21 protein-coding genes, 2 tRNA genes, 1 other RNA gene and 1 riboswitch are annotated in these 26,206 nt (G+C 49.4%); of the genes, 11 read left to right on the top strand and 13 right to left on the bottom strand.

What is annotated here, in order from left to right; translation table 11 throughout:
* The 9 genes from secDF to ACTTHR_RS03470 all read right to left on the bottom strand — a co-directional run.
* Positions 1 to 2,555: protein translocase subunit SecDF (gene secDF, locus ACTTHR_RS03430; protein WP_442605201.1), on the bottom strand; the 2,555-nt coding region annotated here is incomplete at its 3' end.
* A gap of 163 nt (positions 2,556 to 2,718) precedes the next feature.
* Complete coding sequence (gene rsmH, locus ACTTHR_RS03435) at positions 2,719 to 3,642, bottom strand: 16S rRNA (cytosine(1402)-N(4))-methyltransferase RsmH (protein WP_442605202.1); 924 nt, start codon at positions 3,640 to 3,642, stop codon at positions 2,719 to 2,721.
* An 86-nt stretch (positions 3,643 to 3,728) separates the two neighbouring features.
* An RNA gene (gene rnpB, locus ACTTHR_RS03440) (RNase P RNA component class A) lies at positions 3,729 to 4,151 on the bottom strand.
* 32 nt (positions 4,152 to 4,183) lie between these two features.
* Positions 4,184 to 5,305 (bottom strand): Mrp/NBP35 family ATP-binding protein, encoded by a 1,122-nt coding sequence (locus tag ACTTHR_RS03445; protein ID WP_314863598.1) that lies wholly within the window; start codon positions 5,303 to 5,305, stop codon positions 4,184 to 4,186.
* A 2-nt stretch (positions 5,306 to 5,307) separates the two neighbouring features.
* Entirely contained in the window at positions 5,308 to 6,096 is a 789-nt protein-coding gene (gene trmB / locus ACTTHR_RS03450) for a tRNA (guanosine(46)-N7)-methyltransferase TrmB (RefSeq protein ID WP_442605203.1), read from the bottom strand.
* A gap of 3 nt (positions 6,097 to 6,099) precedes the next feature.
* Positions 6,100 to 6,441: a hypothetical protein gene (locus tag ACTTHR_RS03455; protein ID WP_004332724.1), complete on the bottom strand. Its 342-nt coding sequence runs from the start codon at positions 6,439 to 6,441 to the stop codon at positions 6,100 to 6,102.
* The gene (gene meaB / locus ACTTHR_RS03460) at positions 6,434 to 7,558 is read right to left on the bottom strand and encodes a methylmalonyl Co-A mutase-associated GTPase MeaB (protein ID WP_304284578.1); all 1,125 of its coding nucleotides are present in this window, start codon (positions 7,556 to 7,558) and stop codon (positions 6,434 to 6,436) included. Before meaB ends, ACTTHR_RS03455 begins: the two co-directional genes overlap by 8 nt.
* Before the next feature lie 35 nt (positions 7,559 to 7,593).
* Positions 7,594 to 8,712 carry a DUF1573 domain-containing protein gene (locus ACTTHR_RS03465; RefSeq protein WP_442605204.1) on the bottom strand — a complete coding sequence of 373 codons (1,119 nt, stop codon included), beginning with the start codon at positions 8,710 to 8,712 and terminating at the stop codon, positions 7,594 to 7,596.
* 84 nt (positions 8,713 to 8,796) lie between these two features.
* Complete coding sequence (locus tag ACTTHR_RS03470) at positions 8,797 to 9,189, bottom strand: DUF1573 domain-containing protein (protein ID WP_442605205.1); 393 nt, start codon at positions 9,187 to 9,189, stop codon at positions 8,797 to 8,799.
* Between the two features lie 541 nt (positions 9,190 to 9,730).
* Here ACTTHR_RS03470 and ACTTHR_RS03475 point away from each other — a divergent pair.
* The 11 genes from ACTTHR_RS03475 to ACTTHR_RS03525 all read left to right on the top strand — a co-directional run bounded on the left by ACTTHR_RS03475 (position 9,731) and on the right by ACTTHR_RS03525 (position 21,144).
* Positions 9,731 to 10,993 (top strand): Omp28-related outer membrane protein, encoded by a 1,263-nt coding sequence (locus ACTTHR_RS03475; RefSeq protein WP_442605206.1) that lies wholly within the window; start codon positions 9,731 to 9,733, stop codon positions 10,991 to 10,993.
* Positions 10,994 to 11,264: 271 nt separating this feature from the next.
* Positions 11,265 to 13,160 (top strand): hypothetical protein, encoded by a 1,896-nt coding sequence (locus ACTTHR_RS03480; protein ID WP_442605207.1) that lies wholly within the window; start codon positions 11,265 to 11,267, stop codon positions 13,158 to 13,160.
* A 133-nt stretch (positions 13,161 to 13,293) separates the two neighbouring features.
* The gene (locus tag ACTTHR_RS03485; RefSeq protein WP_442605208.1) at positions 13,294 to 15,702 is read left to right on the top strand and encodes a T9SS C-terminal target domain-containing protein; all 2,409 of its coding nucleotides are present in this window, start codon (positions 13,294 to 13,296) and stop codon (positions 15,700 to 15,702) included.
* Between the two features lie 698 nt (positions 15,703 to 16,400).
* Positions 16,401 to 16,474: transfer RNA gene (locus tag ACTTHR_RS03490), tRNA-Arg, on the top strand.
* Positions 16,475 to 16,572: 98 nt separating this feature from the next.
* A tRNA-Pro gene (locus ACTTHR_RS03495) sits at positions 16,573 to 16,647 on the top strand.
* Positions 16,648 to 16,797: 150 nt separating this feature from the next.
* Positions 16,798 to 16,954, top strand: a riboswitch (FMN riboswitch).
* Between the two features lie 177 nt (positions 16,955 to 17,131).
* Positions 17,132 to 17,770 carry a 3,4-dihydroxy-2-butanone-4-phosphate synthase gene (gene ribB / locus ACTTHR_RS03500; protein ID WP_304284586.1) on the top strand — a complete coding sequence of 213 codons (639 nt, stop codon included), beginning with the start codon at positions 17,132 to 17,134 and terminating at the stop codon, positions 17,768 to 17,770.
* A 118-nt stretch (positions 17,771 to 17,888) separates the two neighbouring features.
* Positions 17,889 to 18,875, top strand: a complete 987-nt coding sequence (locus tag ACTTHR_RS03505; protein ID WP_304284587.1) for an aminodeoxychorismate synthase component I — start codon at positions 17,889 to 17,891, stop codon at positions 18,873 to 18,875.
* A 9-nt stretch (positions 18,876 to 18,884) separates the two neighbouring features.
* Positions 18,885 to 19,466 (top strand): aminotransferase class IV, encoded by a 582-nt coding sequence (locus ACTTHR_RS03510; protein ID WP_304284588.1) that lies wholly within the window; start codon positions 18,885 to 18,887, stop codon positions 19,464 to 19,466.
* Positions 19,463 to 20,041: a DUF3109 family protein gene (locus ACTTHR_RS03515; RefSeq protein ID WP_304284589.1), complete on the top strand. Its 579-nt coding sequence runs from the start codon at positions 19,463 to 19,465 to the stop codon at positions 20,039 to 20,041. Before ACTTHR_RS03510 ends, ACTTHR_RS03515 begins: the two co-directional genes overlap by 4 nt.
* Positions 20,042 to 20,059: 18 nt before the next feature.
* Positions 20,060 to 20,440, top strand: coding sequence for a CidA/LrgA family protein (locus ACTTHR_RS03520; protein WP_304284590.1), 381 nt, complete (start codon positions 20,060 to 20,062; stop codon positions 20,438 to 20,440).
* Positions 20,440 to 21,144: an LrgB family protein gene (locus ACTTHR_RS03525; protein WP_040580242.1), complete on the top strand. Its 705-nt coding sequence runs from the start codon at positions 20,440 to 20,442 to the stop codon at positions 21,142 to 21,144. The genes ACTTHR_RS03520 and ACTTHR_RS03525 overlap by 1 nt, the downstream gene beginning before the upstream one ends.
* Positions 21,145 to 21,173: 29 nt before the next feature.
* On the opposite strand, the gene ACTTHR_RS03530 is transcribed toward ACTTHR_RS03525, so the two are convergent.
* From ACTTHR_RS03530 to argS, 4 genes are read right to left on the bottom strand one after another with little or no spacing between them, the layout of a single operon-like run.
* Positions 21,174 to 22,052 (bottom strand): GSCFA domain-containing protein, encoded by an 879-nt coding sequence (locus ACTTHR_RS03530; protein WP_442605209.1) that lies wholly within the window; start codon positions 22,050 to 22,052, stop codon positions 21,174 to 21,176.
* A 31-nt stretch (positions 22,053 to 22,083) separates the two neighbouring features.
* Positions 22,084 to 23,175 (bottom strand): DUF4369 domain-containing protein, encoded by a 1,092-nt coding sequence (locus ACTTHR_RS03535; protein WP_442605210.1) that lies wholly within the window; start codon positions 23,173 to 23,175, stop codon positions 22,084 to 22,086.
* Between the two features lie 14 nt (positions 23,176 to 23,189).
* Positions 23,190 to 24,341 carry a tRNA 2-thiouridine(34) synthase MnmA gene (gene mnmA, locus ACTTHR_RS03540; protein WP_442605211.1) on the bottom strand — a complete coding sequence of 384 codons (1,152 nt, stop codon included), beginning with the start codon at positions 24,339 to 24,341 and terminating at the stop codon, positions 23,190 to 23,192.
* A 10-nt stretch (positions 24,342 to 24,351) separates the two neighbouring features.
* Positions 24,352 to 26,163 carry an arginine--tRNA ligase gene (argS, locus tag ACTTHR_RS03545; protein ID WP_442605212.1) on the bottom strand — a complete coding sequence of 604 codons (1,812 nt, stop codon included), beginning with the start codon at positions 26,161 to 26,163 and terminating at the stop codon, positions 24,352 to 24,354.
* Positions 26,164 to 26,206: the final 43 nt, after the last annotated feature.

The following is a 26,206-nucleotide window of genomic DNA, read 5'->3' on the forward strand; positions in this document are numbered from 1 at the left end:
GTTGCCGATACAGAAGCAAAGGCTCCCAATGAGTATGACAAGTGACGGAAGCGCAACAAAATGTATGCCGCCATGAAGACGAGAGCCAAGATCACCGCAATAAGTGCCTTACGAGCAATGTCGTGCGACATGCTTGCACTCACCTTTTGAGAGCTTACAATACCCGTAGAGAGGAATGTATCTCTGTCTGGAGCATTCTTGTAAAGCGACTTGGTATTTTCGTAGAGAATCGTGTTGATTTCGTCTTCTACTTCAGCTGTATTCTCATCTACCTTAAAGTTGGTGGCAACACGTACTTGAGTACCATCCGAACCAATAGAGGTTACAACGAGCTTATTGTCAAACGGAGCAGCGAGCACGTCACGCACCTGAGCCACCTGTACCGGTTGGTCAAACTCAATTACATAGTTGCGTCCTCCCGAGAATTCGATACCCATATTGAGCTTGAGGGTAAAGAGCCCTACAATACCGGCAATAATGAGGATAGAGGGGATGGCAATACCCATCTTACGCTTCCCTAAGATATTGAACTTGGGATCTACCAATACATTCTTAGAAAGAGATGTTGTGTAGGTCACCTTGCTCATTTTCCCCTTCTTATCAAGAGCTTCTACCACAATACGTGTAAGGAATACCGCTGTGATGAAAGAAGCAACAAGACCAATCATAAGCGTGGTCGCGAATCCCTTGATAGGGCCCGTACCCACGATAAAGAGGATAGCTGCCGTGATGATGGTGGTGATATTGGAGTCGAAAATAGCAGAGAAAGCGTTGCCATAACCATCGGCGATAGCACGCGTCATGGACTTGCCGGCTCTAAGCTCTTCCTTGATACGCTCAAAGATAAGCACGTTAGCATCGACGGCCATACCCAGTGTAAGCACAAGCCCGGCAATACCGGAGAGCGTGAGCACGGAGTGGAACGAAGCCAAAATACCAAGCGTAAAGAAGCTATTAACAATGAGAGCACCGTCTGCAATGAGACCGGGGATTAAGCCATAAACAAGGCACATGTACACCATTAGGAGTACCAATGCGATGAAGAACGAAATAATCCCAGAGCGGATAGACTCTTCCCCGAGGGTAGGACCTACCACATTCTCTTGCTCGATCATTACCGAAGCTTCCATCTTACCCGAGTTGAGAACGTTGGCAAGGTCGGTTGTTTGCTCTACTGTGAAGTGACCGGAGATTTCTGAACGCCCACCCGTAATTTCGCTATTAACGTTAGGTGCAGAGTATACTACGCCGTCGAGTACTACGGCAATAGCCTTACCGATATTATCCTTTGTCAGACGAGCCCACTTGCGAGCACCCTCTTCGTCCATGGTCATAGTAACAACAGGACCCTTGCTGGCGATACCTTGGCTTACCTCACTCTTTGCTCCTGTTACAACGTCTCCGGAGAGGTCTGGATCACCATTGCGGTTACCACGGATTGCATAGAGTTCGTAAATATCGGTTTCCTTCTTTGTTTGAGGATCTACATAGGGATCGTTGCCCCAAAGGAGCATGAGGTCTTCACGGATAAAGCCACGCTCATGTGCCACTTCGAGCATACTGTCGATAGCTACACGGTTGGCGTTGCGAGCAAGACCCACTACGGTTCCGCGGTTTACCACCTGGAGAAGGTCGAAAAGCTTAGTGCCTTCGGCCATCTTTTTATCCATTGCCTCTACGGCCTCACGAGCGCGTTGCTCAGCAACTGCATTAGAATCTGAAGCATTGGCCACTGCGGGAGTAGCTTCCGTTGCGGCAGAGTCGGCTACAGAAACAGTTTCCGGTTCCACTGCGGGAGCTCCGGAGAGAGCTGCAAGACGCTCATTAGCCGTGATAAGATCGCTCTCTACATCAGCGTATGTATAAGTGCGCCAGAATTGGAGGTTTGCGCTCTGTTGGAGAAGACCGCGTACACGCTCCGGTTCTTTTACACCGGGGAGCTCAACAAGGATACGTCCTTCTCCCTCGATTTTTTGGATATTAGGAGAAACAACCCCGAAGCGGTCGATACGGGTGCGAAGTACATTGATAGAAGCCTCAGAAGCACTTTCGTATTTTGCTTTGAGGATTTTGATCACGTCCGCATCGGTACTACGTGCAGAGATTTCCTCACGAAGACTACCATTACCAAAGACTACAGCAAGCTGCCCCTCGGGTGCGAGAGCCTTGTATTCTGCGACAAACTTATCAATAAAGTCACCCGAATGAGTACTCTTAACGGCGTTATCGAGAGCCTTTAAGAACTTAGGATCCTCGTTTTTCCCAGACAAATTCCGGAGAAGATCCTTCGCATTCAGACGAAGTACCACGTTCATACCGCCCTTGAGGTCCAACCCAAGGCCGATCTGTTGTGTACGTGCTTTTTTGAGAGTGTATCCAAACCAAACCTTTTCGTTTGCCATGGAGTCTAGGTAGGCTTTACCATCTTGACCTGCTGCCGTAAGAGCCTCGGCGCGCTTTTCATAGTGCTGCACCACCGGGGTAAATGAGAGGTAGAAGGCACAGATAATGGCCAAAGCTGTCGTGATAAATATCACAAATCCTTTGTTCTGCATCTGTTGTTACTATTATATATATCAGTTACTTTTTTCCACGACCGCAAAGTTATAGGTTTTTATTGACCTAGTTGCCTTATAGAGACGAATTAGGCCTAATAATCTCTTCCCTGCCCCTTAGGAGTAAAACCTCAAAGACTAAAAAAGATATTGAAATAGGCGTCTAGCGGCGTTGTAAAATGCGCATTTTGGCACTTCTGGCGCGAGGATTTTCTGCGATTTCTGCATCGCTTGGTAGAATAGGCTTGCGGTTCACTACCTCTATTTCGCTCCGCTTTTGCCCGTAAATGGCCGTCATAGGGTCATTATCTTCCACACTCTGAGAGGTCCCCAACAATCCTTTTCCCCACTCTTTTACCAAGCGGTCTTCGAGGGAATGGTACGTTAGGACTACCAACCGACCGCCCGGAGCGAGGAGACTGGTAAGGCTCGTAAGCAATGAGCGTAATGCCCCCAGCTCATCGTTCACCTCTATCCGTAGTGCTTGGAAAAGCTGACTCAATTTTTTACGTCTTAGAGGAGGTTGAGGAGGTAGTACGGGAGCCAAGACCTCCAGCAAAGACTCTATGGTGCGGTACCCTGTCGAGGGGCGTCCCTTCTCAATAAGAGCGGCAATGCGGCGAGCGTCTTTGAGCTCTCCATAGTAATAGAATAGGTTGGAGAGAGCCTCCACGCTATAGGTATTGAGAAGATCGGCAGCCGTGCGCCCAGCTCGATTATTCATGCGCATATCGGGCAAAACACCCTCAAAGCGGAAACTAAACCCTCGCTCGGCAGTATCAAAATGATGAGAAGAGACCCCCAAGTCCGCCAGCACTCCATCTAGGTGCTCAACGCCAAAATAACGCATCCAGCGCGAGAGATAACGGAAATCGGAGGCAACAAAAGTAAAACGAGGGTCTACCGGAGCATTGGCAATGGCATCTCGGTCTCGATCGAAACTATACAAATGGCCTTTATCGCCCAGGCGTCGAAGAATCTCGCTCGTATGCCCTGCACCTCCCATTGTAACGTCGGCATAGACTCCATTGGGGCGAGTAAGCAAAGCCTCTACAGCTTCGCGACAAAGTACAGGGAGGTGATACATGTATCTATCTCTTTATGAGTAACTATAACGATGTTGTGGATATGGGGAGTGGAATCCTACCCCACAATAAGAAAGCAAAAAGGGCTCTTTTTGATAGACCTATAAGCCGGGTTCTGTACTCTGTAGCCTCTCTACGAGAGAAAAGCGACCGAGCGTCTGCCATTAATCTACGCCATACGTTGCCGCATGGCTCTAGCAATCTACCCCCCGGCAAGGCGCGAGCAACTCCTATATGCCGGTGTACTTGATCTTACAACCCATGAGACGTACGGCAGCGAATGTCACCATCCACCCCGGTGAGCTCTTACCTCACCTTTTCACCCTTACTCATCGAAATAGGTTCTAAAGAACCCCGATAAGCGGTTATTCTCTGTTACGCTACTACACCTCGCATTCCCCAGAGGGGGATACTCGGTGCCTTCCCGTTAGGAAGCATGGTGCTCTATGTTGCCCGGACTTTCCTCTCCTCAAGGCTTTAGCCTTTAAGCAGCGACAGACCGGTCTACCAAAGAGAGATTTTGCTTCTATTCTCTACTATTTATTAATGCTTCGAGACAATTACCTTTTTTGTTTCGGGCAAGGTCTCATTGCGCAAAGCCACCTGCTTTGCCACACGATCGGCCAACTCGGAAAAATACTCTGCAAGGAGCGTATTTTCGCCCAGAGCCACAGGAGTTCCTTCGTCCCCTGCTTCACAAACCCCTTGCACGAGGGGGATTTGTCCCAAGAGCGGCAAGCCAAGCTCTTCAGCAAGGCGTGCTCCACCCCCATTCCCAAAGATATAGTATTTATTGTTGGGGAGCTCCTCGGGGGTAAACCAAGACATATTTTCTACAATACCCAATACAGGCACATTTACCTTATCGGTGAGGAACATGTCAATACCCTTACGAGCATCGATGAGGGCAATCTCCTGAGGAGTCGTTATAACGATAGCCCCACTCAAACCGATGGTCTGCACAAGGGTAAGATGGATATCGCTTGTACCGGGAGGCATATCAATGAGGAGGTAATCCAATTCTCCCCAGTTGCCATCCTTAATTAGCTGACTAAGCGCATTCGAAGCCATGGAACCGCGCCACAAAAGAGCCTTGTCGGGATCCACAAAGAAGCCTATAGAGAGAAGTTTAATACCCTCTGCCACTTCAATGGGTTGGATGGTATCCCCCCGCCCTTCTACGGTCTCTATCACAGGACGTGCATCTTCGCAAGCGAACATTTTTGGCATACTGGGACCATAAATGTCGGCATCCAGCAAACCCACTCGATAGCCTTTGCGAGCGAGAGCTACGGCAAGATTGGCGGTAAGGGTGCTCTTACCCACTCCGCCTTTGCCCGAAAAGACAGCGAGCGTATTGCGTACGCCCTCTAGAGGGTTATCGCGCTCCACCTTTTGGGGCTCGTCAAAAACAGCTTTTACGTTCCCACGAACCTCCACATCCGGAGCTATATACGTCAAGATCGCTTGCTCTGCAGCTTTAATTACAGAAGCCTTAAAGGGGTCGTTGCTTTTAGCAAACTTGATAGAGAAGGATACCTTGGATCCCTCTATGCGGATGTCGTCTTGCAGCATCTCCGAAGAGACAATATCCACACCGCTACCGGGGTAGCGCACATGCTTCAATGCCTCTATAATGAGTGCCGGATATAATTGAGTTGCCATATTTATTTAGATCTGTTATTCTCTATTTCCTCAAAAGAAGGGGGAGAGACTACGCCACGAGAGAAGCTATGATAATCGTCATGCTCCGGCTCCTCCGCCGGCTCTACAAAAGTCTCTCTGTGGGGCAATTGCCAAGAGATATATTTGATGGACTTACCACGACTCAGCCACTGCGCCTCGTAGGCCGTCTGTGTATTGGGGATCTGCTCTAGCACATTACGCCCCGTGCCGTAGAGGTCTTCTGTAGCGAGGCGTGGGCAAATTTCGTTTACTGCTAGGAGGTCTTGCGTATATTGATAGAGGAAAGGACTATCGGTCTTTAGATGGATAATACCCTCTTTTGCTAGGATACGTCTGTAAAGCCGAAAGGCAAACGAAGAGACTAATCTTGCCCTTGTCTTCGACATCTGGGGATCCGGGAAAGTAATCCAAATCTCACTAACCTCTCCCTCCGAGAAGAAGCGATCGAGCAAATTTATATCCGTACGCACAAAAGCAGCATTGGGCATTTTTGTACGATGAGCCACCCCGGCACCAGCCCACAGACGCGCTCCTTTGCGATCGAATCCCACGTAGAGCGACCCGGGGTTACTCGCTGCAAGCGCCACTGTATATTCTCCTCTACCGCAGCCCAGCTCTATAACAAGAGGCGAGGAGGGTGAGGCAAAATACTCGGTACGCCAAGAGCCTTTATAGGGGAATCCCTCAGCCTCTAGACGCGCATAAGGGTACTGAAGAACGCACGAAAAGGTCTCTAGATCTGCAAACTTAGAGAGTTTATTTTTACCCATCTACTAAGCCTCTTCTTGCCCCTCTTCAAAGCCGCAGAAATCCATTTCGGCCTCTACAATCGACAAGACTTCCTCTTCCGAAAAAGAACCGATTTGGTCCTTCTTGGCATTCTTGATAATGTATTCCACAATCTCCGAGAGGTCAATATCCACTACCGAATCGTCACTCTCGTCTTCAAACTCCTCTATAATGCCACGGCTTTCGTAGTATTCGTAGATCAAGTCGACGAAGTAAACAATATCATCATCACTGAGACGCTCTTTTAGAGCCGGAGAGAGTTTCTTACGGATATAGGCGACAGCTTCGCTATCGTCGTACTCAAAAGATTCGGGTTCGTTATTCATTATATGTTGTTCCTTGTGATATACTATTGTAATAAGAAGAGAGGAGACGATGAGCCGCAACAAAGGGCGTTATACTCTCTGTCTGCACGGCGTGCTCCATCTCGGGGAGGAGCTTCTCGATCGCCTCGTTGTGGAAAAACGAATGCTTGAGGGCATCGTTGATAGCCTCGTACATCCACCATTTGGCTTGACGCTGACGTTTGAGCTCGAAGTAACCCGTGTCTACGGTGTAGTGGCGATACTTGTCGATCATGTCAAAGATCTCCTTAATACCAATCGCATAGTAGCCACTATAGGTAAGCACTTTAGGCTCCCACCCCGACTCGGTTTGGGGGAAGAGTTGCAACGCATTGCGGAAGTGGGCAGCGGCGAGTCGTGCAGCGTCTACATTCTCTCCGTCGGCTTTGTTTATGACAATACCATCTGCCATCTCCATGATTCCCCTTTTGATCCCTTGCAGTTCGTCTCCGGTACCGGCAAGCTGGATGAGCAAAAAGAAGTCTACCATGGAGTGCACGGCGGTTTCACTTTGCCCTACACCCACAGTTTCTACAAAGATCGTATCAAACCCGGCAGCCTCGCACAAAATAATGGTTTCGCGCGTTTTTCGCGCCACACCCCCCAGTGAATCTCCGGCAGCACTCGGGCGAATAAACGCATTCGGCTCACGAGCGAGTTGCTCCATACGCGTCTTATCTCCTAAGATACTCCCTCTACTGACTTCGCTAGTAGGGTCGATAGCCAAAACAGCAAGCTTACGCCCTTGGCGAATAAGGTGCATACCAAAGGAGTCTATACTTGTACTCTTGCCTGCCCCGGGCACGCCCGTGATACCGATACGGATGCTCTTGCCGGCGTAGGGTAGGCACCCCTCTATGATAGCCTGTGCCTTCGCACGATGTGCCTCCAGCGTACTCTCCACAAGAGTAACGGCTTGACTTAAACGCGTGATATCCCCTGCCACAATCGCCTCCACATACTGCTCAACAGACAACTCCGGCAGACGACGTCTCCGGAAGTGCGGATTGACAATGGGAGGCGCAGATGCCACCCCACTCTGTACCTTAAGCCCCTTGTAGGCAGGGTCATTCTCCGGGTGGTGGTGCTTATCTTCCATGGGGATAATTGTCTTATTCGCTTTCGGCAACGAATTTACTTCCTAACTGCCGCTTCAAAACGCACTTTACGAAGGGGGCCATGAGGGTCGTTGACCAAAATATCAACATTCTGCGAGAGCTTCCCTCCCTGACGAGCGACCTCTCGCATATTCACGCTATAAACCAATTCGCCCTTCTCACCAGCGGCTATGGTCTTACTCTTCGCCTTGATTTTTATGGCCTTGTTGTCCGATACGATACTATAGATTTCGAGAGGAGCATCCCCCTTATTCTCTATGGAGATACGCCCCTTGATGGTCTCCGTTGCCGGGCGTTCACCAAAATCGAAATAGGTAAGCAAATCCATTTTGGGAGCCTCCCCGGTAGCCATCATAAGCTCATCGGGGACTACAGGCATACTCACTTTAATATCGGTACGCTCACGAACACCCCCTTGAGTATCCCATGCCTCAAGACGCAAAACACCCTGACGAAGAGCCGGTTTTTCCTTAGGAGAAACCAAAGAAGTGAGATAAAGTTCCTCGGGTTCGTTGGGTGCTAAAGTAAACTCTGTCTTACTGATGGAAACGAAATTGGGTACCTTGCGGAGGCGTACCATTATGGGTTGATTGGTAGGATTATTGACTACCAAACGAATTGCGGCCTCGCCTTCAGCAGAAACGATGGGGAATGCGAGGTGTTGATTGCTTACCTGAAGCCCTCCCACTCGTAGCTGGTATTTTCGATCCTCATTCCCCCCAAGCGTAGTCACGTTTCCCTTGATTACAAGTTCTTTGGGCAGTTCTCCGGCATTGGAGTAGATACGCACCTTCTTGACAAAAGTACCGGGTCTCCCCTCAGGATTATAGCTCACTCGCACCTCGCCCTTAGCTCCGGGTTCTACGGTCTCCCGTGTATAAGAGGGGGTAGTACAGCCACAATCTGCCGTAGCATTGGTAATAACGAGTGGGGCATTCCCCGTATTCGTAAAGGAGAAAACGCACCCAACAGGGCCTTTTTCTTCCGCTACCAAACCAAAGTTGTGGACGGAGTCTGCAAAAGTTATTGCAGGGATTGCTTCTCCCATTACCCCCTGCGCCCACAGGCTGTAAGCCCCAAAGGAGAGTACAGAAGAGATCAGAAAAAGTATCCCAAGGCGTATTATTCGTTTCATAACTATGGCAAAAACCGCCCCCTAAGGGTAGTCCATAGAAAGGATTGCCCTCAGAGGGAGGAAATAATCTTTCTCTGTACGGACTTACTCTACCGTACCTTTTATCTGAAGCGTAAAGGCCCCGTCTTTGCCATTACTATAAACGGCGACGGTCTTTACGAACTGACCGGGACGACCGGCAGGGTTGTAGGTAACCTTGATCTTAGACTCCTTGCCCGGAGCGACAGGCTCGGTCGAAAACTCGGGTTTAGTACAGCCACACGCTGCATTTACTCGGGTAATAACGAGAGGAGCCGTACCCACATTCTTAATCACAAAGACGTGGCTTACGGGGCCATTTACTTCCTTGATGGTTCCAAAGTCGAACTCGGTTTTATCTGCACTTATAACGGCACCATTCCCTTTTTTATCGTTCTGTGCCAAGGCTACTCCTAAAGAGAAAAGGAGGGTAACCAGTAGAAAAACAACTTTCTTCATAGCATTGTATATTACTTTACTATCCTATTATCCTTTGACAATACAATACCGATAACGTTTACTCGGCTCCGCAAATATACAAAGCTTTTTGCTAAGCGGATCTTTTTTGGGAGGGACAAAGAGAGAAAAACTCCCCCTGTTGTGTATCTAATCGCCGCTCCATCAGCAAGCAAATAGCACGACTTTCTCCTCCAAAAACTGACCTAGAAATCTTTTATTCCTGCTCTATAACTCTCCTCCTAATTGCCCTAAAAAGAAAAAGGCAGAGCCTGCAAATCTTTTTGTTTTAGGTCTGTATCTCGCAAAATCTAGGGCAGAGAAATTTCTCCATTTCACAGAGAAGCGACGAAGTGGGAGATTGGCTTCAACTCTTCGGGTGTAGCATCGTGTTATTCAACATTTCCCCTATCTTTGCGATATAAAGGCTGAGATTTTCTTTTTACCCCACCAAAAGGGAGGACAAATCGGAGGCTCCTAAGGATTTTGCACGGCAAAATAGTTCTCCCAAGAAATAAGTACAAATACACTAGAATACCCCCAAATGAAAAAAATCAGTAGCATCTTTTTCTTACTTGTGACCATGCTGCTCGCAGCATGTGATGGGTCGGTGAAACCCACCCAAACCAAGCTTACACTTAGTGCCGATAAGCTCACTATCGTAGCCAATGGCGAGGACAAAGCGGTCTTTACGGTACGTGATCAATCCAATCAAGATTATTCTCAAAAAGCTATATACAAGGTCAACGGTAAAAAGATAGACAAGGCAGAATTTTCCACCAAGATCCCCGGAGAATACAAAGTTGTAGCCATGGTTGGGGAGATCATTTCCAACGAAATTACCGTCAATGCTCGCGAAGAAAAAGCTGAGGTAAAGGCTATTATCCTCAAAGTGGATAAGACCATAGTATTGGTAGATGGTATGGATAAGGTAGCCCTCTCTTGCTATGACGCCGACAATCAGGGAGGGGAGCCTCTCAAAGAGGTTACCTACTTTGCCAATGGAGAGAAGCTAGAGGGTGCTGCATTCCAACCCAAAGAAGCAGGGACATTCGAGCTCAAAGCTCAATATGGAGAGCTGTTTTCGCCCGAGATTGAGGTGACAGCAACAAAGGGAGAACCGGAGGATTTCAAACCCACTCCACACGTCTTGCTCGAAGACTGGACAGGCACTTGGTGCCAGTATTGCCCTAGAGCCCACGCAATACTGGAAGAGGCTGACAAGGATCCTATGTTCGTGACCCTCGAGATTCACTCAGGGAGGAGTGATCCCTTCGCTGTCGACCAACTAGTTCAGCCACTCTCCGCAGCCCAGGGCATAAGAGGATTCCCTACGATTAGGGCTAATCGCATGTATTCCTCAACGCTCAATTTTGAAATAATTCAGAAGACGTTTGCCGACTTTACTACCCAAGTTGGTATTGCGTTGGACGTGAGACTCGAGAATGGCAAGGTTGTGGCAAAAACGAAAGTGCGCCGTCAACCAACCTTTACATCAGAAGTTCGTCTCTGTATTGCCCTCTACGAAAACAACCTACATGCCGATCAGGTCAATTCTGTTTTCCCTGACAAGGGAAATCCTATTAGGAACCAAAGATTTGACCACGTACTCCGAGATTTCTACAATAAGTCCCCTCTCGGGTTTGGCGTAGAGTTTGAGGGCGACATCCATACCGGGCAGTACATCTTTACTCCCGAGGGCAATTGGAAACAACAAGATCTTGGAGTTATTGTTATGGCACTCGACAAAAAAGGGCGTGTGCTCAACGCTCAGTATGCCAATATCGGCGATAGCAAAGGTTACTAATAACAGACGTCCTAAGTTGTAATAACCGAATCCCTCCCCAGCTAGCTGAGGAGGGATTTTCATTAGCTACAGTGTGTAGGTGAGAATTGTCGCTTACACCTCCTCAAGATCCGAGGGCAGCCAGCTTCGCCCCCTACACATTCTAATTCTTCCTCCTTTTCACCCTCTTCTTGTCGAAGGGAGTGGATTTTTATTATATTTGCCCCTAGAAATACTACTTATGATATTATAGTTTGGAATCTTATTAATACAAACAAATAGGTTTAGTACAATGAAAAGATCTTTACTCTTACTGACCCTCCTTGTAGGGTTCCTCGGGCTACTCCGTCCCACTATAGCACAGGCACAGAGTGGTGAGCGCATGCTCTTGTACACCAAGAACGGAAAGGTCATCCCATACCGCGTCCAACATCTTGATAGTATCAAGTTCCTAACGGACAAGGTGGACCTTGCACTCCATCCGCAGATTGCCCCACATCCCAATGGTACAACAGGAGCCATGAAACTAACCGTAGGTGCTGTAGGGCAAAATGTACGGCGCATCTCTTTTGTGCTTCCTGAGGCTCATCAGGTAGCAAAGATGGATGAGTATCAGTGCCTCCAATTATTCGATCCCGAGGAGGCAGCACGCGCAGGATTGCAAATCCTGGAGACAGAGGGGAATAAGCAGTACGACCTACCGAGTATGCAGCGAGGGTATAGCTATACGGCTCTCTTCTTGCCCTACGATGAGTTAGGTTGCCCCGGGGACGTTACGCGTATCCAGTTCACCGTGCCCCTAGGTTCACTAAAAGGAGAACCGAGTATGCAGGTGCCTTTCTCGGATGTGAAGGCAAATGGATTCAAGGCAAAGTTGATACCCAATGGGGATGTAAAAGGCTACTTCTATCTATGCGAAGAGACCAACAACCCCGCACGTGACCAGAAGATGCAGGAGCTTGGGATCCCCGACTTGAAACACTATGGTGTCCAATTCGGGGTAGACCCTGAAACGGGGAAGCCATACGAAGGGGTAAAAGAAAAGACCTTTAGCGAACTAAAAAAGAATGTAGAGTATACCCTCTATGTGGTTCTAATTGATGCCGAAGGGCAATACTCCGATCTCTACGATACCTTTAAGGTGATTACAAAACCCAAGGGCACCTCCGAGACTGCGTCTTGTACTATCGAAGTAACGGAGATTACCGAGCAAACGGCAACCATCACGACCACGCCCGACGTCAATACCTCCTCCTTTAGGGAGGCTATTTTCCCGAAAGGCACCAAGACAGAAGAGGAAATGCTCGCATATTTGCGAGACACTCCGGAGACAGCCCAACTCCCCTTCTATACAGAACCCCATACTTGGATTTGGGAAGAGCTCGATCCGGCAAGCACCTATATAGCTATCGCCCTTGCCAAGAATGCGGACGACAAGTGGGGACCTCTTGTACAAAAAGAGTTCACCACCAGGGCGCTTCAAACGGAGCCAAAACTCCCCCTTGAGTACGTAGCAGAATACAATATCAACGAGGAGGGTAATAACTTCGTTAGCACACAGGCAACCGACGTGAGCGGATACTTTACTTATCAAGAAGCTATGGAGAAAGCAAGCAAGGTTACAATAGCTGGAGCAAACTACCATCTTCCCACTCAAGCAGAATGGATGTCTATTATTCCTCTCGACAAGAGTCCCGTTGATTATATCAACTTTGCCATACCCTACGATCAGAAGGATATCTCGGAAACAGTATCCGTAGCAGGAAAAGAAGTTACGTCGACCAATGACTACCACGCCGCAGGCGATGGTATCGTATATGCCCTTCGCTACAAGGGAACAGAACTTGTCTCGGCATGGCGCTACGAGCTAGTACCCAATGACGGACATAGAGTTCTAAAAATCACAGCACGGCCCCTAGCTACTCCATTAACGACTACCATTGAGGATATTGCCAAGGACTCTTTTTGGACGGGAGAGAAGGAAGTGGTGAGACAATTCCCTGCCTCGGGTATGGTCACTTCGTCCGGATCAGTTGTATTTAGAGGGTCTGAGGGCTATTTTTGGTCAGCTACAGACAATGGTCCCTTCTATGCTTGGGGAATGTTCTTTGGCGACTCCTCTTCGGATGTTGGCCGCTATATGAGCAGGCTCAAGAACTCGGTACGCCTATTTGTAGATGCGGAGTAAATGATCTTACTTGTACCCTCAGAGAGAGCCTCATTCTTCGGTTTCGACGATTCGTGCAATAACCGCAGGACGAGGGACTCTGAGGGTTTTTGTTTTCAAAAATCAACCTCACAATCAAACACAATAAGTTTGTATGAAAAACAGATATTCCACTATGAGGATGGCCGTCTTCTCTTTTTTTGTGGCTCTGATCGGGAGTATTTCTATCGCCCAAGCTACGGAGCCCCCTTTCAAAGAAGTAGTAAAAGAGGACTTCTCTCTCTGGACTAAAGGCAGCGAAACCACTCCACATAACGAAACAGAAGGGGGGAGTGCCAATAGCTACAACCTCAATTCCGCCATCATGCACCAGTCCGGATGGAGGGGTAACTTCGTGTACCAAGCAGGCGGGTGTGCTTACCTTAAACTAACCGACGACGGAGTGGCAGGGCACCTCCAAACCCCGGAGATGGCTCTCTATGGTGTGGTAAAGATCACCTTCCGAGCAAAGCTCCTGCCGGGGAAACAATCGGAAGGGAAACTTTGGATTGCCCTATGTGACAATACACAGGGGCCTGTGGACAACAAAGATGTAGACCTAACCACCGAGTGGCAACAGTACGAGATGGTGTCGGATAAGGCAACCTTCAACACGAAAAACATGTTCCAGTTGCAGCCGCTTGAGTGCGATATGCTTATTGATGACATTGTGGTGGAGAGAAAGCAAACAACCCTCATCCCCCCAAAGGCTCTATCCCCACTCAATACTTCTTCTACCTCTTTTAAGGCAAGATGGGAGGCCTCGCCCGATGCCAAGAGCTACCTATTCTCGCTCTACTACCTTGATATGCCCCAAGAGGTCATCCCACCTACAACGGTTGTAGAGGGTTTTGATGGTATCAAGACAGATGGCAATGGCAAGATAGATACAGCACAACCTAACTACCCCGAAGGGTGGACCATCGACCTCTCCTCTCATGGCTCTCAAGATGTAATACAAACTGAGGGGAACTTTCATTCTTCTCCCCTTGCATTGGTCTTTGATGCAGTAGACGATTCTATAGTGTCACCCAAGACGATTGCCCCCATCACAGAGCTATCCTTTTGGGTAAAACCCTCCTCCATAGAGCAGGAGACAGACTACACCTACACCCTACTAGAGGTATCTGTGCTCTCAGATGGCAAATGGGTAGCCATTGCCAACCTACCCAACCTGTGGATGCAAGAGCAGGGGGGATTCTACAAGTTCGATAGCGAGGTGCTCAAAAATTACAACATCGAGCAGGTGCGTCTTCAGCTGATTCAAAAGAATAGCGTCTCTTTTTATGTCGATGATATAACCTACACCTATGGTAGTAAGCCCGTACCCTACTATATCCATAAGGATAAAGAGTTGACTGCAACAGAGTACGAAGTCTCCGAATACGACACTTCAAAGGAGCACTTCTACTACGTACGCGCAAAAGATGGAGAAGCCCTCTCTGAGCCAACATACCCTACTTGGGTAGATGGGATTAAAGGTATAAAGCCGGCAGTGTATGCAGCTTCTCAGATAACGCCTACAAGCTATGTAGCCCAATGGGAGAAGATCTACAACGCCGGGCTTTATCAGCTCAATAATTACAAAGATCTAACCCACAAACCGGGCGCTCCCAAGCAGGAGATTCTTCGTGAGACCTTCGATACCATAACGGAGGGAAGCGTAGAAGAGCCCGTCAAACCGGAAGATAAAGTTGTATTCCTAGCCAAAGAGGGAGTAACAAAGACCGATTGGATAGTGCAGCTCCCTGCCTATGCCAAGGGCATGATGGGCGTTAAAGAGACGGCTCCATACAGCTCAACCGCCGGATTGGTCGTATCACCGGCTCTTTACCTCACGCCCGATAAGGGTGCTTTTGAGGTCTCTGTAAAGGCGCAAAGTACCGTGGATTGCGATACCCTTTTCGTGATGGTTATGAAAGAGTACACAGACAACAAAGTAGATGAGTTTATGCGCATCCCCTTCCCCGAGAAAGCTGGTATAATCTCGTCCACAGTACAGTTTGCTCCCCCTAAGGAGCTCAATACAAGAGAGCGCATCCGCATCGGATTTATGAGCCTTAGAGGCAAACCCTTCTACATTGACGAGATGGCTGTTTATCAAAATATCAACAAAGGAGAACACGGCTACGCTCCCTACCAAACCAACTTTGTTGCCGGCGATAATTCCTTTAAGATAGAGCATGGTCTTGATGGACAGAACTTTGTGTACAACGTAACGGCCACCCGAACGCGCATGTTCCAAAACTACGTATCGGAGATTTCGGACTTTATGCCTGTTGTAAACCCCAATAATACAGTTCTCCCCGAGGCAATGGATTCAGGAGATCTAGTGGTAGAGCAAACAGAGGGCGGACTGATACTATCGGCAGACCGTGATACACAACTTGCCATCTACGACCTCTCGGGGCTCCTTATCTGTAAGATGACTATTAACGCCGGAGTGCCCCGATTTGTCTCCCTAAATAGGGGCATTTACATCCTCCACACAACGGAGAAAAACTACAAGGCAGTCGTTAGATAGCACAAAAGAAATCCGTATAAATCCTCTCCCTCCTCATCCCAAAGGAGGGAAACAACAGAGAGGGGGCGGCAGAGTCTTATTGGGCAACTCCCATACAGCTCTTGCCGCCCTCTCTTTGTTTTATCATGTATCAAAAGCCCCCTTCTGTGAAACACGAAAAAATCACAGGTCTAAAAGTTTTCCGAATTAGGGCAAGAAAAAAATGTTTCTCGGCAAAGAGAAGAAAAAATCTCACCCCAAAAGGCACTCCCATTCCAGCTGACTTCTAATCCAAAACCAGGCAGTATTCCCCACCCTTGCTCCGCAGGCTTCTTTTCCGACCAGCTCTACCCGGGGAATTCAAGTAGTACAATTGAGACAGCGACCTCCTTTTTATACCTTTACTCGCACTACGACACAAGAAATGAGGTGTATTGGCGAAAAAGAGAATTCACACAAATAATAACATCCACTCTTGCTCCCATCCAAGAGGATAAATAGGGAGCGAGGTTATCCACACAGAAACGAATCCACAAGAGAGAGTGTGTGGCACCACAGAATGAGGAGCTCCCATCCCCTCCGACTTTAGGGGGTGTAAGGGAGCTCTTTTTCTTTCTGTATATTAGGCAAATGGGGGCTATCGTCTCTACTCTTGAGCAAGGTGGTATCAAGCGGTTGGGAAGAAAAATGTACCTTTGCAGGGCACAAAGAGGCAATAAGGCTCGGTAGCTTAGCTGAATAGAGCGTCAGATTCCGGTTCTGAAGGTCGTGGGTTTGAATCCCACCCGGGTCACTCCTCCCTCTTGCATCACCTCCCCCGAGGGGTTTTTCTTGGGGTGATGGGATTGCAGATTGAGATATAATGCGTACCTTTGTGCCGCTTAAAGATTTCGGGGTGTAGCGCAGTCCGGTTAGCGCACCTGCTTTGGGAGCAGGGGGTCCCGCGTTCGAATCGCGGTACCCCGACAGACAAAAGATTGTGTATATCTTTGAGTTTTTCATGTTGGAAAGGCAGCATTATCCGCTTGAGGATGATGCTGCTTTTCTTTATTATCCAAAGGCAAGTAAGACTTACACTCTAGGGCATTATTACTCTAGAATGTACTACCTTTGTGGGAGATTCTAAAGAGGAGCGGTGTAAATCCCTACCGGTGGTGATAGTCCACAACTCCCCTTTTTGGGAGCATCTATATAGAAGAGGCTCTTTATAGGGGGGACTGATATGGTGTAATTCCATAACCGACGGTTATAGTCCGGATGGTATTTGAATCTTGAGAAACCAACCTTTTGCCGTATAGGCGTGTGGGTTGGGGTTCTTGCGTGGGCAGTCTCTCCTCCCTCTCTATGGGAGGCCTTCATCCTACCCCTCAAATACCTTTGCAGCTTATACTTCCCTCTCCCTTTAGTATCGACAATGAGTAAACTACAGATATACTAATGCGGAGATAAAATGAAAGAAGGGAACAACCTTGAGGCAGTAGAGCAACGCATTGCCACTGCCACCCAAGCCCTACAAGAGGGGCGCGGCATCTTGCTTGTAGATGACGAAGACAGAGAAAACGAAGGGGATATTATCTATCCCACCACCAATCTAACAGAGAAAAATATTGCCCTCATGATACGCGAGTGCAGCGGTATTATTTGCGTATGTATGAAGGATAAGAAGTGCCAAGAGCTGGAGCTCCCGCCCATGGTGCAAAACAACACCTGCAAAAATCAAACCGCTTTTACCATCTCCATAGAGGCAAGAGAGGGCGTTACTACAGGCGTCTCGGCACGGGACCGTCTCTGCACGATTCAGACAGCAGCTCGCCCCGGTGCTCGCCCCGAAGATCTCGTTCATCCGGGGCATGTATTCCCCCTTCGTGCTCGTGAGAATGGTGTTTTGGAGCGTAGAGGGCACACCGAGGGCAGTATCGACATTGTGCGTATTGCAGGCTTGGGAGATACCGCTGTACTCTGCGAGTTGACCAACGAAGACGGCACTATGGCTCGCCTCCCCGAGATTATTCGCTTTGGGGAGAAGCACAATATGCCGGTACTTACCATCGAAGATATTGTGGCTTACCGCACAGCCCACAATATCTAACTCTGAGTATCCATCACTATTCTATTCAGCCGAGGGGAGTGTGAGGGTAAGGGCTTTTTGCTCCGTATGATGTACCTTTGCGGTCGTGTTAGAGAGAGCAATTAGTCCTTCTGCCCCCATGGCGGCTCACGACCTGCGTCGAGCCATAAATCTTTTAGGATCGCAAAAGAAACCTTTTCTTTTTGCCGTCGATTTTGCCGTTTGCGAAGGCTGGATTTGGGAGGAGCCATTGGCTCAACAAGAAGTACTCTTTAGGGTGGGTGCCTATACCAACGCCCCCCTTACGGATGAGCTTCCTCCGCTCCCTCACCTTCCTCTACTCGTGGCACACCCCCTATCCGAGGAGTGCTACCAAGGTAAGTTTGCACGTATCCAAGAGGCACTCTCGAGGGGAGATTCCTTTCTCGCAAACCTCACCATCTCCACTCCCATAGAGACACCTCTCTCCCTCTCGGAGATCTTTTTTCGAGCAGAAGCTCCCTATAAGTTGATGGTACCCGGGCGATTCGTCTCCTTCTCTCCGGAGCGATTCATTCGCACCCAAAGAGGCTGCAAGACCATTGAAACGAACCCCATGAAGGGTACCATAGATGCCGCTACGCCCAACGCCCGAGAGCATATTCTACAAGATTACAAAGAGACTGCCGAGCATTATACCATCGTAGACCTGATGCGCAACGACCTTGCCAGAGTGGCTACAAACGTGCGCGTAGAGGACTTCCGTTACATCGATCGGGTAAAGACACTCCAAGGCGAACTGCTACAGGTAAGCTCGCGGATTGCGGCCGACCTGGCCCCAGACGCCTCAGAGCACTTAGGGGATATCCTATTCACGCTATTACCCGCAGGTTCTATATCGGGAGCCCCCAAAGAGGCTACCCTACAAGCCATTGCAGAAGCAGAGGGAGAGCCCCGCGGTTTTTATACCGGAGTATTTGGCTATTTCGATGGCAAGGATCTTGATACGGGTGTGCTGATTCGTTTTATTGCCGAACATCCCGATGGATCTCTCCACTACCACAGCGGAGGGGGTATTACCATCAACAGCCTTTGCCACGACGAGTACCGCGAGGCTATTGCCAAAGTTTACCTCCCCTTTTTCTAAATGGAGCGTATGGAGGAGTTTATAGAGACCCTTCGCCTTGAGGATGGGAAGGTACAATTGCAGCCCCTGCACCAAGCACGTATGGAGCGAACGGCACGCGACTTGGGGTTCGTTTGTCCGCCAATGCCTCCTTTGGAACAACTCTGCCCCGAACCTCTCAGAAAGGGGCGAGTAAAGTGCCGCTTCGTCTATCGAGAGACCATTCGTGAGCTAAGTTTTACGCCCTATACCCCACGGATTATTCACTCTTTTGCCCCTATGGCACTGCCCGTTGGGTACACATACTCCTACAAGAGTACGGATCGGGAGGTACTCAATCGCCTCAAGGAGGGATGCGCGGCAGACGAAGTGCTTTTAGTGGACAGCGAGGGGCGAATTACTGATTGCTCTTTTGCCAATCTCGCTTTCCACCGAGAGGGACGATGGTACACCCCCGATACGCCTCTTTTGGAGGGGGTACAGCGACAATATCTTATCCAAGAGGGGCTACTCACTCCCTGCACCATCCGAGTTGCAGACCTAGAGGGATACGACCAAATCCAACCCATTAACGCCATGCTCCCCCTACCCCTAAAAGACTCTTGCTTATGATACAAATTGAGGATAAAATAGTGAGCCGAGACATCCTAGAGGTGCAGTTTGTTTGCGACTACGAGGCGTGCCGTGGGATATGCTGCGTAGAGGGCGATAGCGGAGCTCCCCTAGAGCATGCCGAAGCCATGACGATGCGTCATTTACTTCCTCTGGTAGAGCCGTTGCTCAGTGCAGATGCTTTGGAGGTAATACACAGCAAGGGGATTAGCTACATAGATGCCTCGGGAGACGAAGTTACCCAGCTCGTCAATGGACGAGATTGTGTCTTTACAACCTACGACGAGGAGGGGCGTTGTCTTTGTGCCTTTGAGAAGATTTATCGAGAAGGCAAGAGCACCTTCCCCAAGCCCATCAGCTGCCATCTCTACCCCATACGGGTACACAAATACAAGTATTCTACAGCGCTTAATTACGACCATTGGGAGATTTGCCGCCCGGCATGTGCCCTCGGCAAAAAGCTCGGGATACCTGTCTACAAAGCCCTCAAAGAGCCTCTTATACGAGCTTTTGGCGAAGAATTTTTCCATCAATTAGAAGAGGCAGAACTGCTCCTCAGCGAAATGCCTCGGTAACCACACCACAGGTCAAAAATGACAAATCATCTAGAACAGATATTCTGTATCCTGCTATTTTACGCTTTTGGGGAGGCACTTAGCATCCTCATTGGGCACTTTATCCCCGGGAGTGTTTTGGGTATGATCCTCCTATTTGCAGGGCTAAAGGCAAATATTGTACGGCCTCATCAGGTGGAGAATGTGGCCTCTTTTCTTACCAAGAATATGGGGATTTTCTTTGTCCCTGCCGGAGTGGGATTGATCACGCAACTCGACCTTATTCGGGATTATTGGATTGCTATTGTGCTTTCTATGGTACTTAGTACAGTACTCGTACTTGCTGTGGTGGCATGGAGCGAACAGGCCATGGAACAACGCTCAGAGAAACGCAAACGACGTAAGGAGGGCTCCCTATGATGCAGCAAATTTTATCGAATCCCTATTTTACTTTGCCCCTCACGCTAGGGATTTATCTGGGGGCGCAATGGTTTTATCGTCGGGTACATTTCCCCCTCTTTCACCCCCTACTCGTGACCATTGGACTGCTCATAGGGCTGTTGCTTACCTTCTCAGTCCCCTACGAGAGTTACGAAAAGGGGAGCCACCTTCTTAGCTTCCTTCTCGGCCCCTCTGTGGTGGCTGTGGGCTACTTGCTCTACAAAGAGAGTGCCCACCTCAAGGGGCGTGTTGTTTTCATTCTCACCTCTGTTTTTGTGGGGGCGGTAGTGGGGATTGTAAGCGTCGTAGCCATCGCCTACCTATTTGGAGCCGATAGAGCGATTGCAGCCTCCATGCAACCCAAATCGGTAACAACCCCTATTGCCATGGCTCTTGCAGAACAATCGGGAGGCATCCCGGCACTCACAGCCGTTGTGGTGGTTATTGCCGGCATCTTTGGGGGGCTCGTGAGTCCTCCCATTTTCCGTCTACTAAAGATTGAGAGTAAGATAGCCAAAGGGCTTGCCTTGGGGGCGTCGGCTCATGGTATGGGTACGCTCACCGCCATCCAACTAGGCGCTGTAGAGGGGGCTATCGGAGGGCTTGCTATTGGGATTATGGGCTTCTTTACCTCCATACTCATCCCTATTGCCGATAAGATTTTCTTCTATTTCTTCGGTTGATTTTAGCCCATCTCACCCTCTCGAATAGACTACAAAAGGGGACGATGTTGGCTGCGGCGGAAGTTTTTTTCAGCCTCTCTCACATGGGGGTTTTCGTCGGGATGGAGCCAACCTGCGAGCAATTTTTGTCGGATAAAATCGATGGCCAATTCGGAGGGATGGACTAAGTCTCGAGCATAAAACCGATAGTCTCGGAGCTCGTCCAGCATGATTTCGAAGGCAGGAAAGTAATAGGCTCGAGAGGGAAATACCCCTTCGATCTGCTCGGCCGTACGCAACAAATCGGCTTTACTTCGCATGTTTTCCACAGCTCCATAGCTACGATAGCGGATGGGGCTTACCGTGATGAGGAGGCGGAGCTGCTCGTTTCGTTGGAGGATAGGGGTGAGAGCCTCTAGGAGAGCTTGGGCAGATTGCTCAGCACTCAAACGCAGTTGCCGAAAATCTCCGGCAGGGCATTTATGGCAATTCGCCACTACTTCGCCCGTCTCCCTTAGCTCGTAATAAAAAGAGGTTCCGAGGGTCAAGAAAAGCCAATCGCCCCTCAAAAGTTTCTCCCTCCCCACCTCAAGATCGCGATTCATCTGCTCTAGGGCAACCTCTTCTTGAGCGTGGGCATAGCGGCTATGGTGCATAAAACTTCTGTACCGCTCCCCATCGTAGAATAGGTGCTGAGGGGTAAAATGGAAAGACTCATCCGCAAGGATATTGAGCGCCCTAGCTAGAGATAAAGGGTTATAGAGGGTGCCAAAAGGATTTACCGAGATGTCAAATTGATGCTGAAGTAGCCAATTGCCGATATTATCGCTAAAGCAAGAGCCGAGGGAGAGTAGCCCATGGGTATAGCGCGCCCTACTCTCTAGAGGGATCCCTTGCCAAGAGACTTCGGTAAAAAACTCATTCTTCATCTTAGGGAGCAGATGGGAAAGACGAAAATCCCTAGAGAGTCAGTTCTCGCACTTCGTCCCCTTGAATCATGAAAAACAGAGGCAATCTTTGCACCCCATAACTAGAGGCAGAACGCCCCTCCGGATCCCATGTATTGATCCAAGGCAAGGTACGAACGGACTGTAACCACAGGCTCTTATCCTGATCCAAAGAGACGAGAAAAATCTCCAATCCCTCCCTTTTTTCTCGCTCGTAAATACCACGCAATCGAGAGACGACTGAGGGCGCATCTTCGGCTCCCAAAGCGATGAAGCCAAGAATTACTTTGGGGTGTTGGGCTGCAACATCAGCAAGCGAACGCTCCACGCCTTTGCTGTCGTACAAGTGAATCGGGGGGAATGCCACCTCTTTGGCTTGCGAGAGGAGCTCCCGCTCGCGAGCCTGTTGTGTTTGTGCCTTAGACTTAATGGCCATCCCCAAGAGTGCCTTCTCTTTGAGCATTGGAGTGTAAACGCTATTGGGGCGGAAGGTCTCAAAAGCCGTTGCCACTGCCCCATAGGCTTGGATATCTTCCTTATTGCCCGACTCGGGGAAGAAGAGGGGGATATTGAAAGGAGCCTGCAAGAGGGCTACAATAGCCGCCATACTGCGAGGCTGGGCATAGATAAAATCTTGAAGCAAATGCTGGCGAAGATTCGACACAAGTGAATCTAGCGTAGCCACATCTTGCGTCTGTCTAGTTGTCATCTCAAAGGCACGCACCTCCTGCTGTATGGCGTAGATCGCCCTGTTTTCTTCATCTGCATTTACGAATTCGAAAGGCATCGCTCCCTCAGCTTTGGAGGAAGTAATTTGCAGTTGTGTACTACTATCGGCGGAGAAGTAGAGCGATCCAACCGAGGTGGAGAGCTGATAAAGTTTGGCATCGCCACTTGCCGTGTGATGGAGTGTAAAGCGACCCTTCTCGATCTTAACAGAGTCCACGAGTTGGGGTTCTCCCACCACTTCGTAGAGGTAGAGCATAGAGTTGAGGGTATCGGTCAGCTCCCCACGGACACTAAACTGATGACCACTCTGCCTGCAAGCAGAGATAAGGACAAGAAGCATCAAGCCTCCTACAATATGGGTGAAGCGTCTATTCATATTTTGAGTACAACTTATTTCCCTTTTACAATCATACCACTCCCGAAGCAAAGGCGGCTCTCGGTGTCGTAGATTACAGCGTATTGCCCGGGAGCAATACCCTGGATAGGGGTCTCGCTCACAATGTGATACCCCTTTTCGAGACGGCGGATAGTAGCCCGAACGAACTCGGGAGTATGACGGATCTTGAGCGTAATAGGCACCACCTGCGCCCCCTCTTTATTGCCAACAGCCCCCTCGGGAGCAAAGAGATCTTCGGTGATAAAATCGAACTTATCCACAAAAATCTCGGTACCATATTGGGTAAGCGGGTCATACCCCCGGCTCACAAGTATGATATTTCGTTTGCAGTCTTTCTTTACTACAAACCAGGGCCCGCCACTAAGGCCCAGGCCTTTGCGTTGCCCGATAGTGTGGAACCAAAAGCCTTGATGTGTACCCAGCGTTTTGCCCGTTTCGTACTCAATGATACGGCCGGGTCGCTTGCCTAGGTAACGCTCAATAAAGTCGTTGTAATTGATTTTTCCCAAGAAACAAATGCCCTGACTATCCTTTCGGTGGGCATTGGCAAGGCCGGCCTCCTCCGCCACCATACGCACCTGCTGCTTGGTAAGGCACCCTAGGGGAAAGAGGAGTTTGGATATTTGTTTGAAATTAATCTGGGCAAGGAAATCGGTTTGATCCTTTACAGGATCGGGAGCGGTAGCGAGAAAAGTTTTCCCATCCACCCGTGCGGTAGAGGCATAATGCCCTGTGGCAATGTAATCGTATCGGTGCCCCACCCGCTCCTCGAAGACCCCAAACTTGATGAGTTTGTTGCACATCATATCGGGGTTGGGGGTCAATCCCTGACGCACGCTCTCTATCGTGTACTTTACCACACGCTCCCAATACTCCTTGTGCAGGTCTATCACCTCATAGTGTAACTGGTACTTACGCGCAAGAAGGGTAACCATCTCCATATCCTCCTCGGCAGGGCAATCAATAAAGCCCTCCTCATCTTCCATCCCGATACGGATGTAAAACAGGTCGGGACGAAAGCCGGCTTGTAGCAATAGATGCACCGCCACCGAACTATCGACGCCACCCGACGCCAAAACGGCGATAGAGGCATCGCGTGGCACCTCTTGCAGAGTTTCGGGCAGGGGATAAGTAGAGAGTGTCATTCGGGAGTAGTTACATTCTCTCGGGCATTTCGATACCCAATAGATCCATAGCGCGGGCAATAATGTCGGCTACAATACGGCTAATATAGAGGCGAGTATGACGTATCGAATAGTCCTCCTCACGCAGTACAGGGCAATCGTGATAGAACGAATTGTACCCCTTTACCAGCTCGTATACATAGTTGGCGATAAGGGCAGGACTGAAGCTCTTCCCGGCCTCTGCCACAATAGAGGGATACTCAGAGAGCTGACGGATAAGGGCAACTTCGCGATCGGAATGAGCATTGTCTAACCGAACGGCTGCCTCTGGGGTAAGAGGAGCCTCGGGAGCTTCTCCGGCTACACGCGCCTTCTCTACAAGAGAGCGGATACGGGCATATGTGTACTGAATGAACGATGCCGTATTGCCGTTAAAGTCCACAGACTCTTCGGGGTTGAAGGTCATATTCTTGCGCGGATCCACCTTAAGGATAAAGTATTTGAGAGCACCTAAGCCCACACGGCGGGCTACCTCCTGCATCTCGTCTTCGGGGAGGAGAGCTGCACGCCCTGCCTCTTGAGCGATGGCTCGTGCCGAGGCAATCATTTCGTCCATTAGGTCGTCGGCATCCACCACAGTACCCTCACGGCTCTTCATCTTACCGTTGGGTAGCTCCACCATTCCGTAGCTAAAGTGCACAAGGCTCTTGCCAAAAGAGAATCCCAAACGATCGAGAAGGATGGAGAGCACCTTGAAGTGGTACTCTTGCTCATTGCCCACAACGTAGATCATTTGGTCGATGGGATAGGTCTCGTAACGCATCTTGGCAGTACCAATATCCTGGGTCATGTACACAGACGTACCATCGGAGCGGAGGAGGATTTTTTCATCCAAACCATCGGCCGTTAGGTCTGCCCACACACTACCATCTTCGTGCTTTACAAAAAGGCCTTCGTCCAAACCACGGAGCACTTCGGCCTTCCCCTTGAGGTAGGTTTCACTCTCGTAGTAAATCTTGTCGAAGTCAACCCCCAAACGGCGATAGGTCTCATCGAAACCATCGTACACCCATTGGTTCATCATGCGCCAGAGGGCAAGCACCTCTTCGTCCCCTGCCTCCCAACGGCGGAGTAGGTCGCGCGCCTCTACCATAGAGGGGGCTTTCGCCTCGGCCTCTTCCTTGGTCATGCCTTGCGCCATGAGGTCTGCCACCTCGGCTTTGTAGTGCTTATCAAAAGCAACATAGAAGTCTCCTACGAGGTGATCGCCCTTCTTACCGGCACTCTCGGGCGTAATGCCATTGCCCCACTTCTGCCATGCAAGCATAGATTTGCAGATGTGAATACCCCTATCATTTACGATATTGGTCTTCACCACTCGCTTGCCGTTGGCTGTAAGGATGCGGGCAAGGCTATTCCCCAACAGATTGTTGCGGACATGCCCCAGGTGCAGAGGCTTATTGGTATTGGGGGAAGAGTACTCTACCATTACAAGAGGCGACTGCTCTGTAACGGCGGTATGCCCCCATGCACTGTCGCCATCAATCGTACTCAAAAGCTCAAGCCAAAGAGCCGTCGAGAGGCTCAAGTTTAGGAACCCCTTTACCACATTAAAATCGGTAATCCAGGGGTATTCGGCTTTGAGGGAGGCTCCAATTTCGGTAGCCGTCTCCTCGGGTTTCTTGCGAGAGAGCTTGAGCAGAGGAAATACAACAAGGGTATAATGCCCTGCAAACTCGGCTCTTGTTTTTTGTATTTGGATTTGATCCGGACTCGGGGTTGCGCCATAAAGCTTCCCCAATGTACTAGTAATAGCTTGATTAAGTGATTCGATGGGAGACATCTTATATAGGGATGTATAGTTCGTTGTTACCTACTTAGTTTTG

The sequence above is a fragment of the Porphyromonas endodontalis genome (assembly GCF_052173515.1).
GTDB lineage: Bacteria > Bacteroidota > Bacteroidia > Bacteroidales > Porphyromonadaceae > Porphyromonas > Porphyromonas endodontalis_A.

What these genes read in the sequence shown, in the direction of transcription:
- ACTTHR_RS03505 (WP_304284587.1), top strand. Translation starts at nt 17,889, where the DNA reads ATGGCGGCTCACGACCTGCGTCGAGCCATAAATCTTTTAGGATCGCAA.
- rsmH (WP_442605202.1), bottom strand. Translation starts at nt 3,642, where the DNA reads ATGTATCACCTCCCTGTACTTTGTCGCGAAGCTGTAGAGGCTTTGCTT.
- ACTTHR_RS03510 (WP_304284588.1), top strand. Translation starts at nt 18,885, where the DNA reads ATGGAGGAGTTTATAGAGACCCTTCGCCTTGAGGATGGGAAGGTACAA.
- ACTTHR_RS03535 (WP_442605210.1), bottom strand. Translation starts at nt 23,175, where the DNA reads ATGAATAGACGCTTCACCCATATTGTAGGAGGCTTGATGCTTCTTGTC.
- ACTTHR_RS03480 (WP_442605207.1), top strand. Translation starts at nt 11,265, where the DNA reads ATGAAAAGATCTTTACTCTTACTGACCCTCCTTGTAGGGTTCCTCGGG.
- ACTTHR_RS03465 (WP_442605204.1), bottom strand. Translation starts at nt 8,712, where the DNA reads ATGAAACGAATAATACGCCTTGGGATACTTTTTCTGATCTCTTCTGTA.
- ACTTHR_RS03445 (WP_314863598.1), bottom strand. Translation starts at nt 5,305, where the DNA reads ATGGCAACTCAATTATATCCGGCACTCATTATAGAGGCATTGAAGCAT.
- ACTTHR_RS03515 (WP_304284589.1), top strand. Translation starts at nt 19,463, where the DNA reads ATGATACAAATTGAGGATAAAATAGTGAGCCGAGACATCCTAGAGGTG.
- ACTTHR_RS03470 (WP_442605205.1), bottom strand. Translation starts at nt 9,189, where the DNA reads ATGAAGAAAGTTGTTTTTCTACTGGTTACCCTCCTTTTCTCTTTAGGA.
- ACTTHR_RS03520 (WP_304284590.1), top strand. Translation starts at nt 20,060, where the DNA reads ATGACAAATCATCTAGAACAGATATTCTGTATCCTGCTATTTTACGCT.
- trmB (WP_442605203.1), bottom strand. Translation starts at nt 6,096, where the DNA reads ATGGGTAAAAATAAACTCTCTAAGTTTGCAGATCTAGAGACCTTTTCG.
- ACTTHR_RS03475 (WP_442605206.1), top strand. Translation starts at nt 9,731, where the DNA reads ATGAAAAAAATCAGTAGCATCTTTTTCTTACTTGTGACCATGCTGCTC.
- ACTTHR_RS03525 (WP_040580242.1), top strand. Translation starts at nt 20,440, where the DNA reads ATGCAGCAAATTTTATCGAATCCCTATTTTACTTTGCCCCTCACGCTA.
- argS (WP_442605212.1), bottom strand. Translation starts at nt 26,163, where the DNA reads ATGTCTCCCATCGAATCACTTAATCAAGCTATTACTAGTACATTGGGG.
- ribB (WP_304284586.1), top strand. Translation starts at nt 17,132, where the DNA reads ATGAAAGAAGGGAACAACCTTGAGGCAGTAGAGCAACGCATTGCCACT.
- ACTTHR_RS03455 (WP_004332724.1), bottom strand. Translation starts at nt 6,441, where the DNA reads ATGAATAACGAACCCGAATCTTTTGAGTACGACGATAGCGAAGCTGTC.
- meaB (WP_304284578.1), bottom strand. Translation starts at nt 7,558, where the DNA reads ATGGAAGATAAGCACCACCACCCGGAGAATGACCCTGCCTACAAGGGG.
- ACTTHR_RS03530 (WP_442605209.1), bottom strand. Translation starts at nt 22,052, where the DNA reads ATGAAGAATGAGTTTTTTACCGAAGTCTCTTGGCAAGGGATCCCTCTA.
- mnmA (WP_442605211.1), bottom strand. Translation starts at nt 24,341, where the DNA reads ATGACACTCTCTACTTATCCCCTGCCCGAAACTCTGCAAGAGGTGCCA.
- ACTTHR_RS03485 (WP_442605208.1), top strand. Translation starts at nt 13,294, where the DNA reads ATGAAAAACAGATATTCCACTATGAGGATGGCCGTCTTCTCTTTTTTT.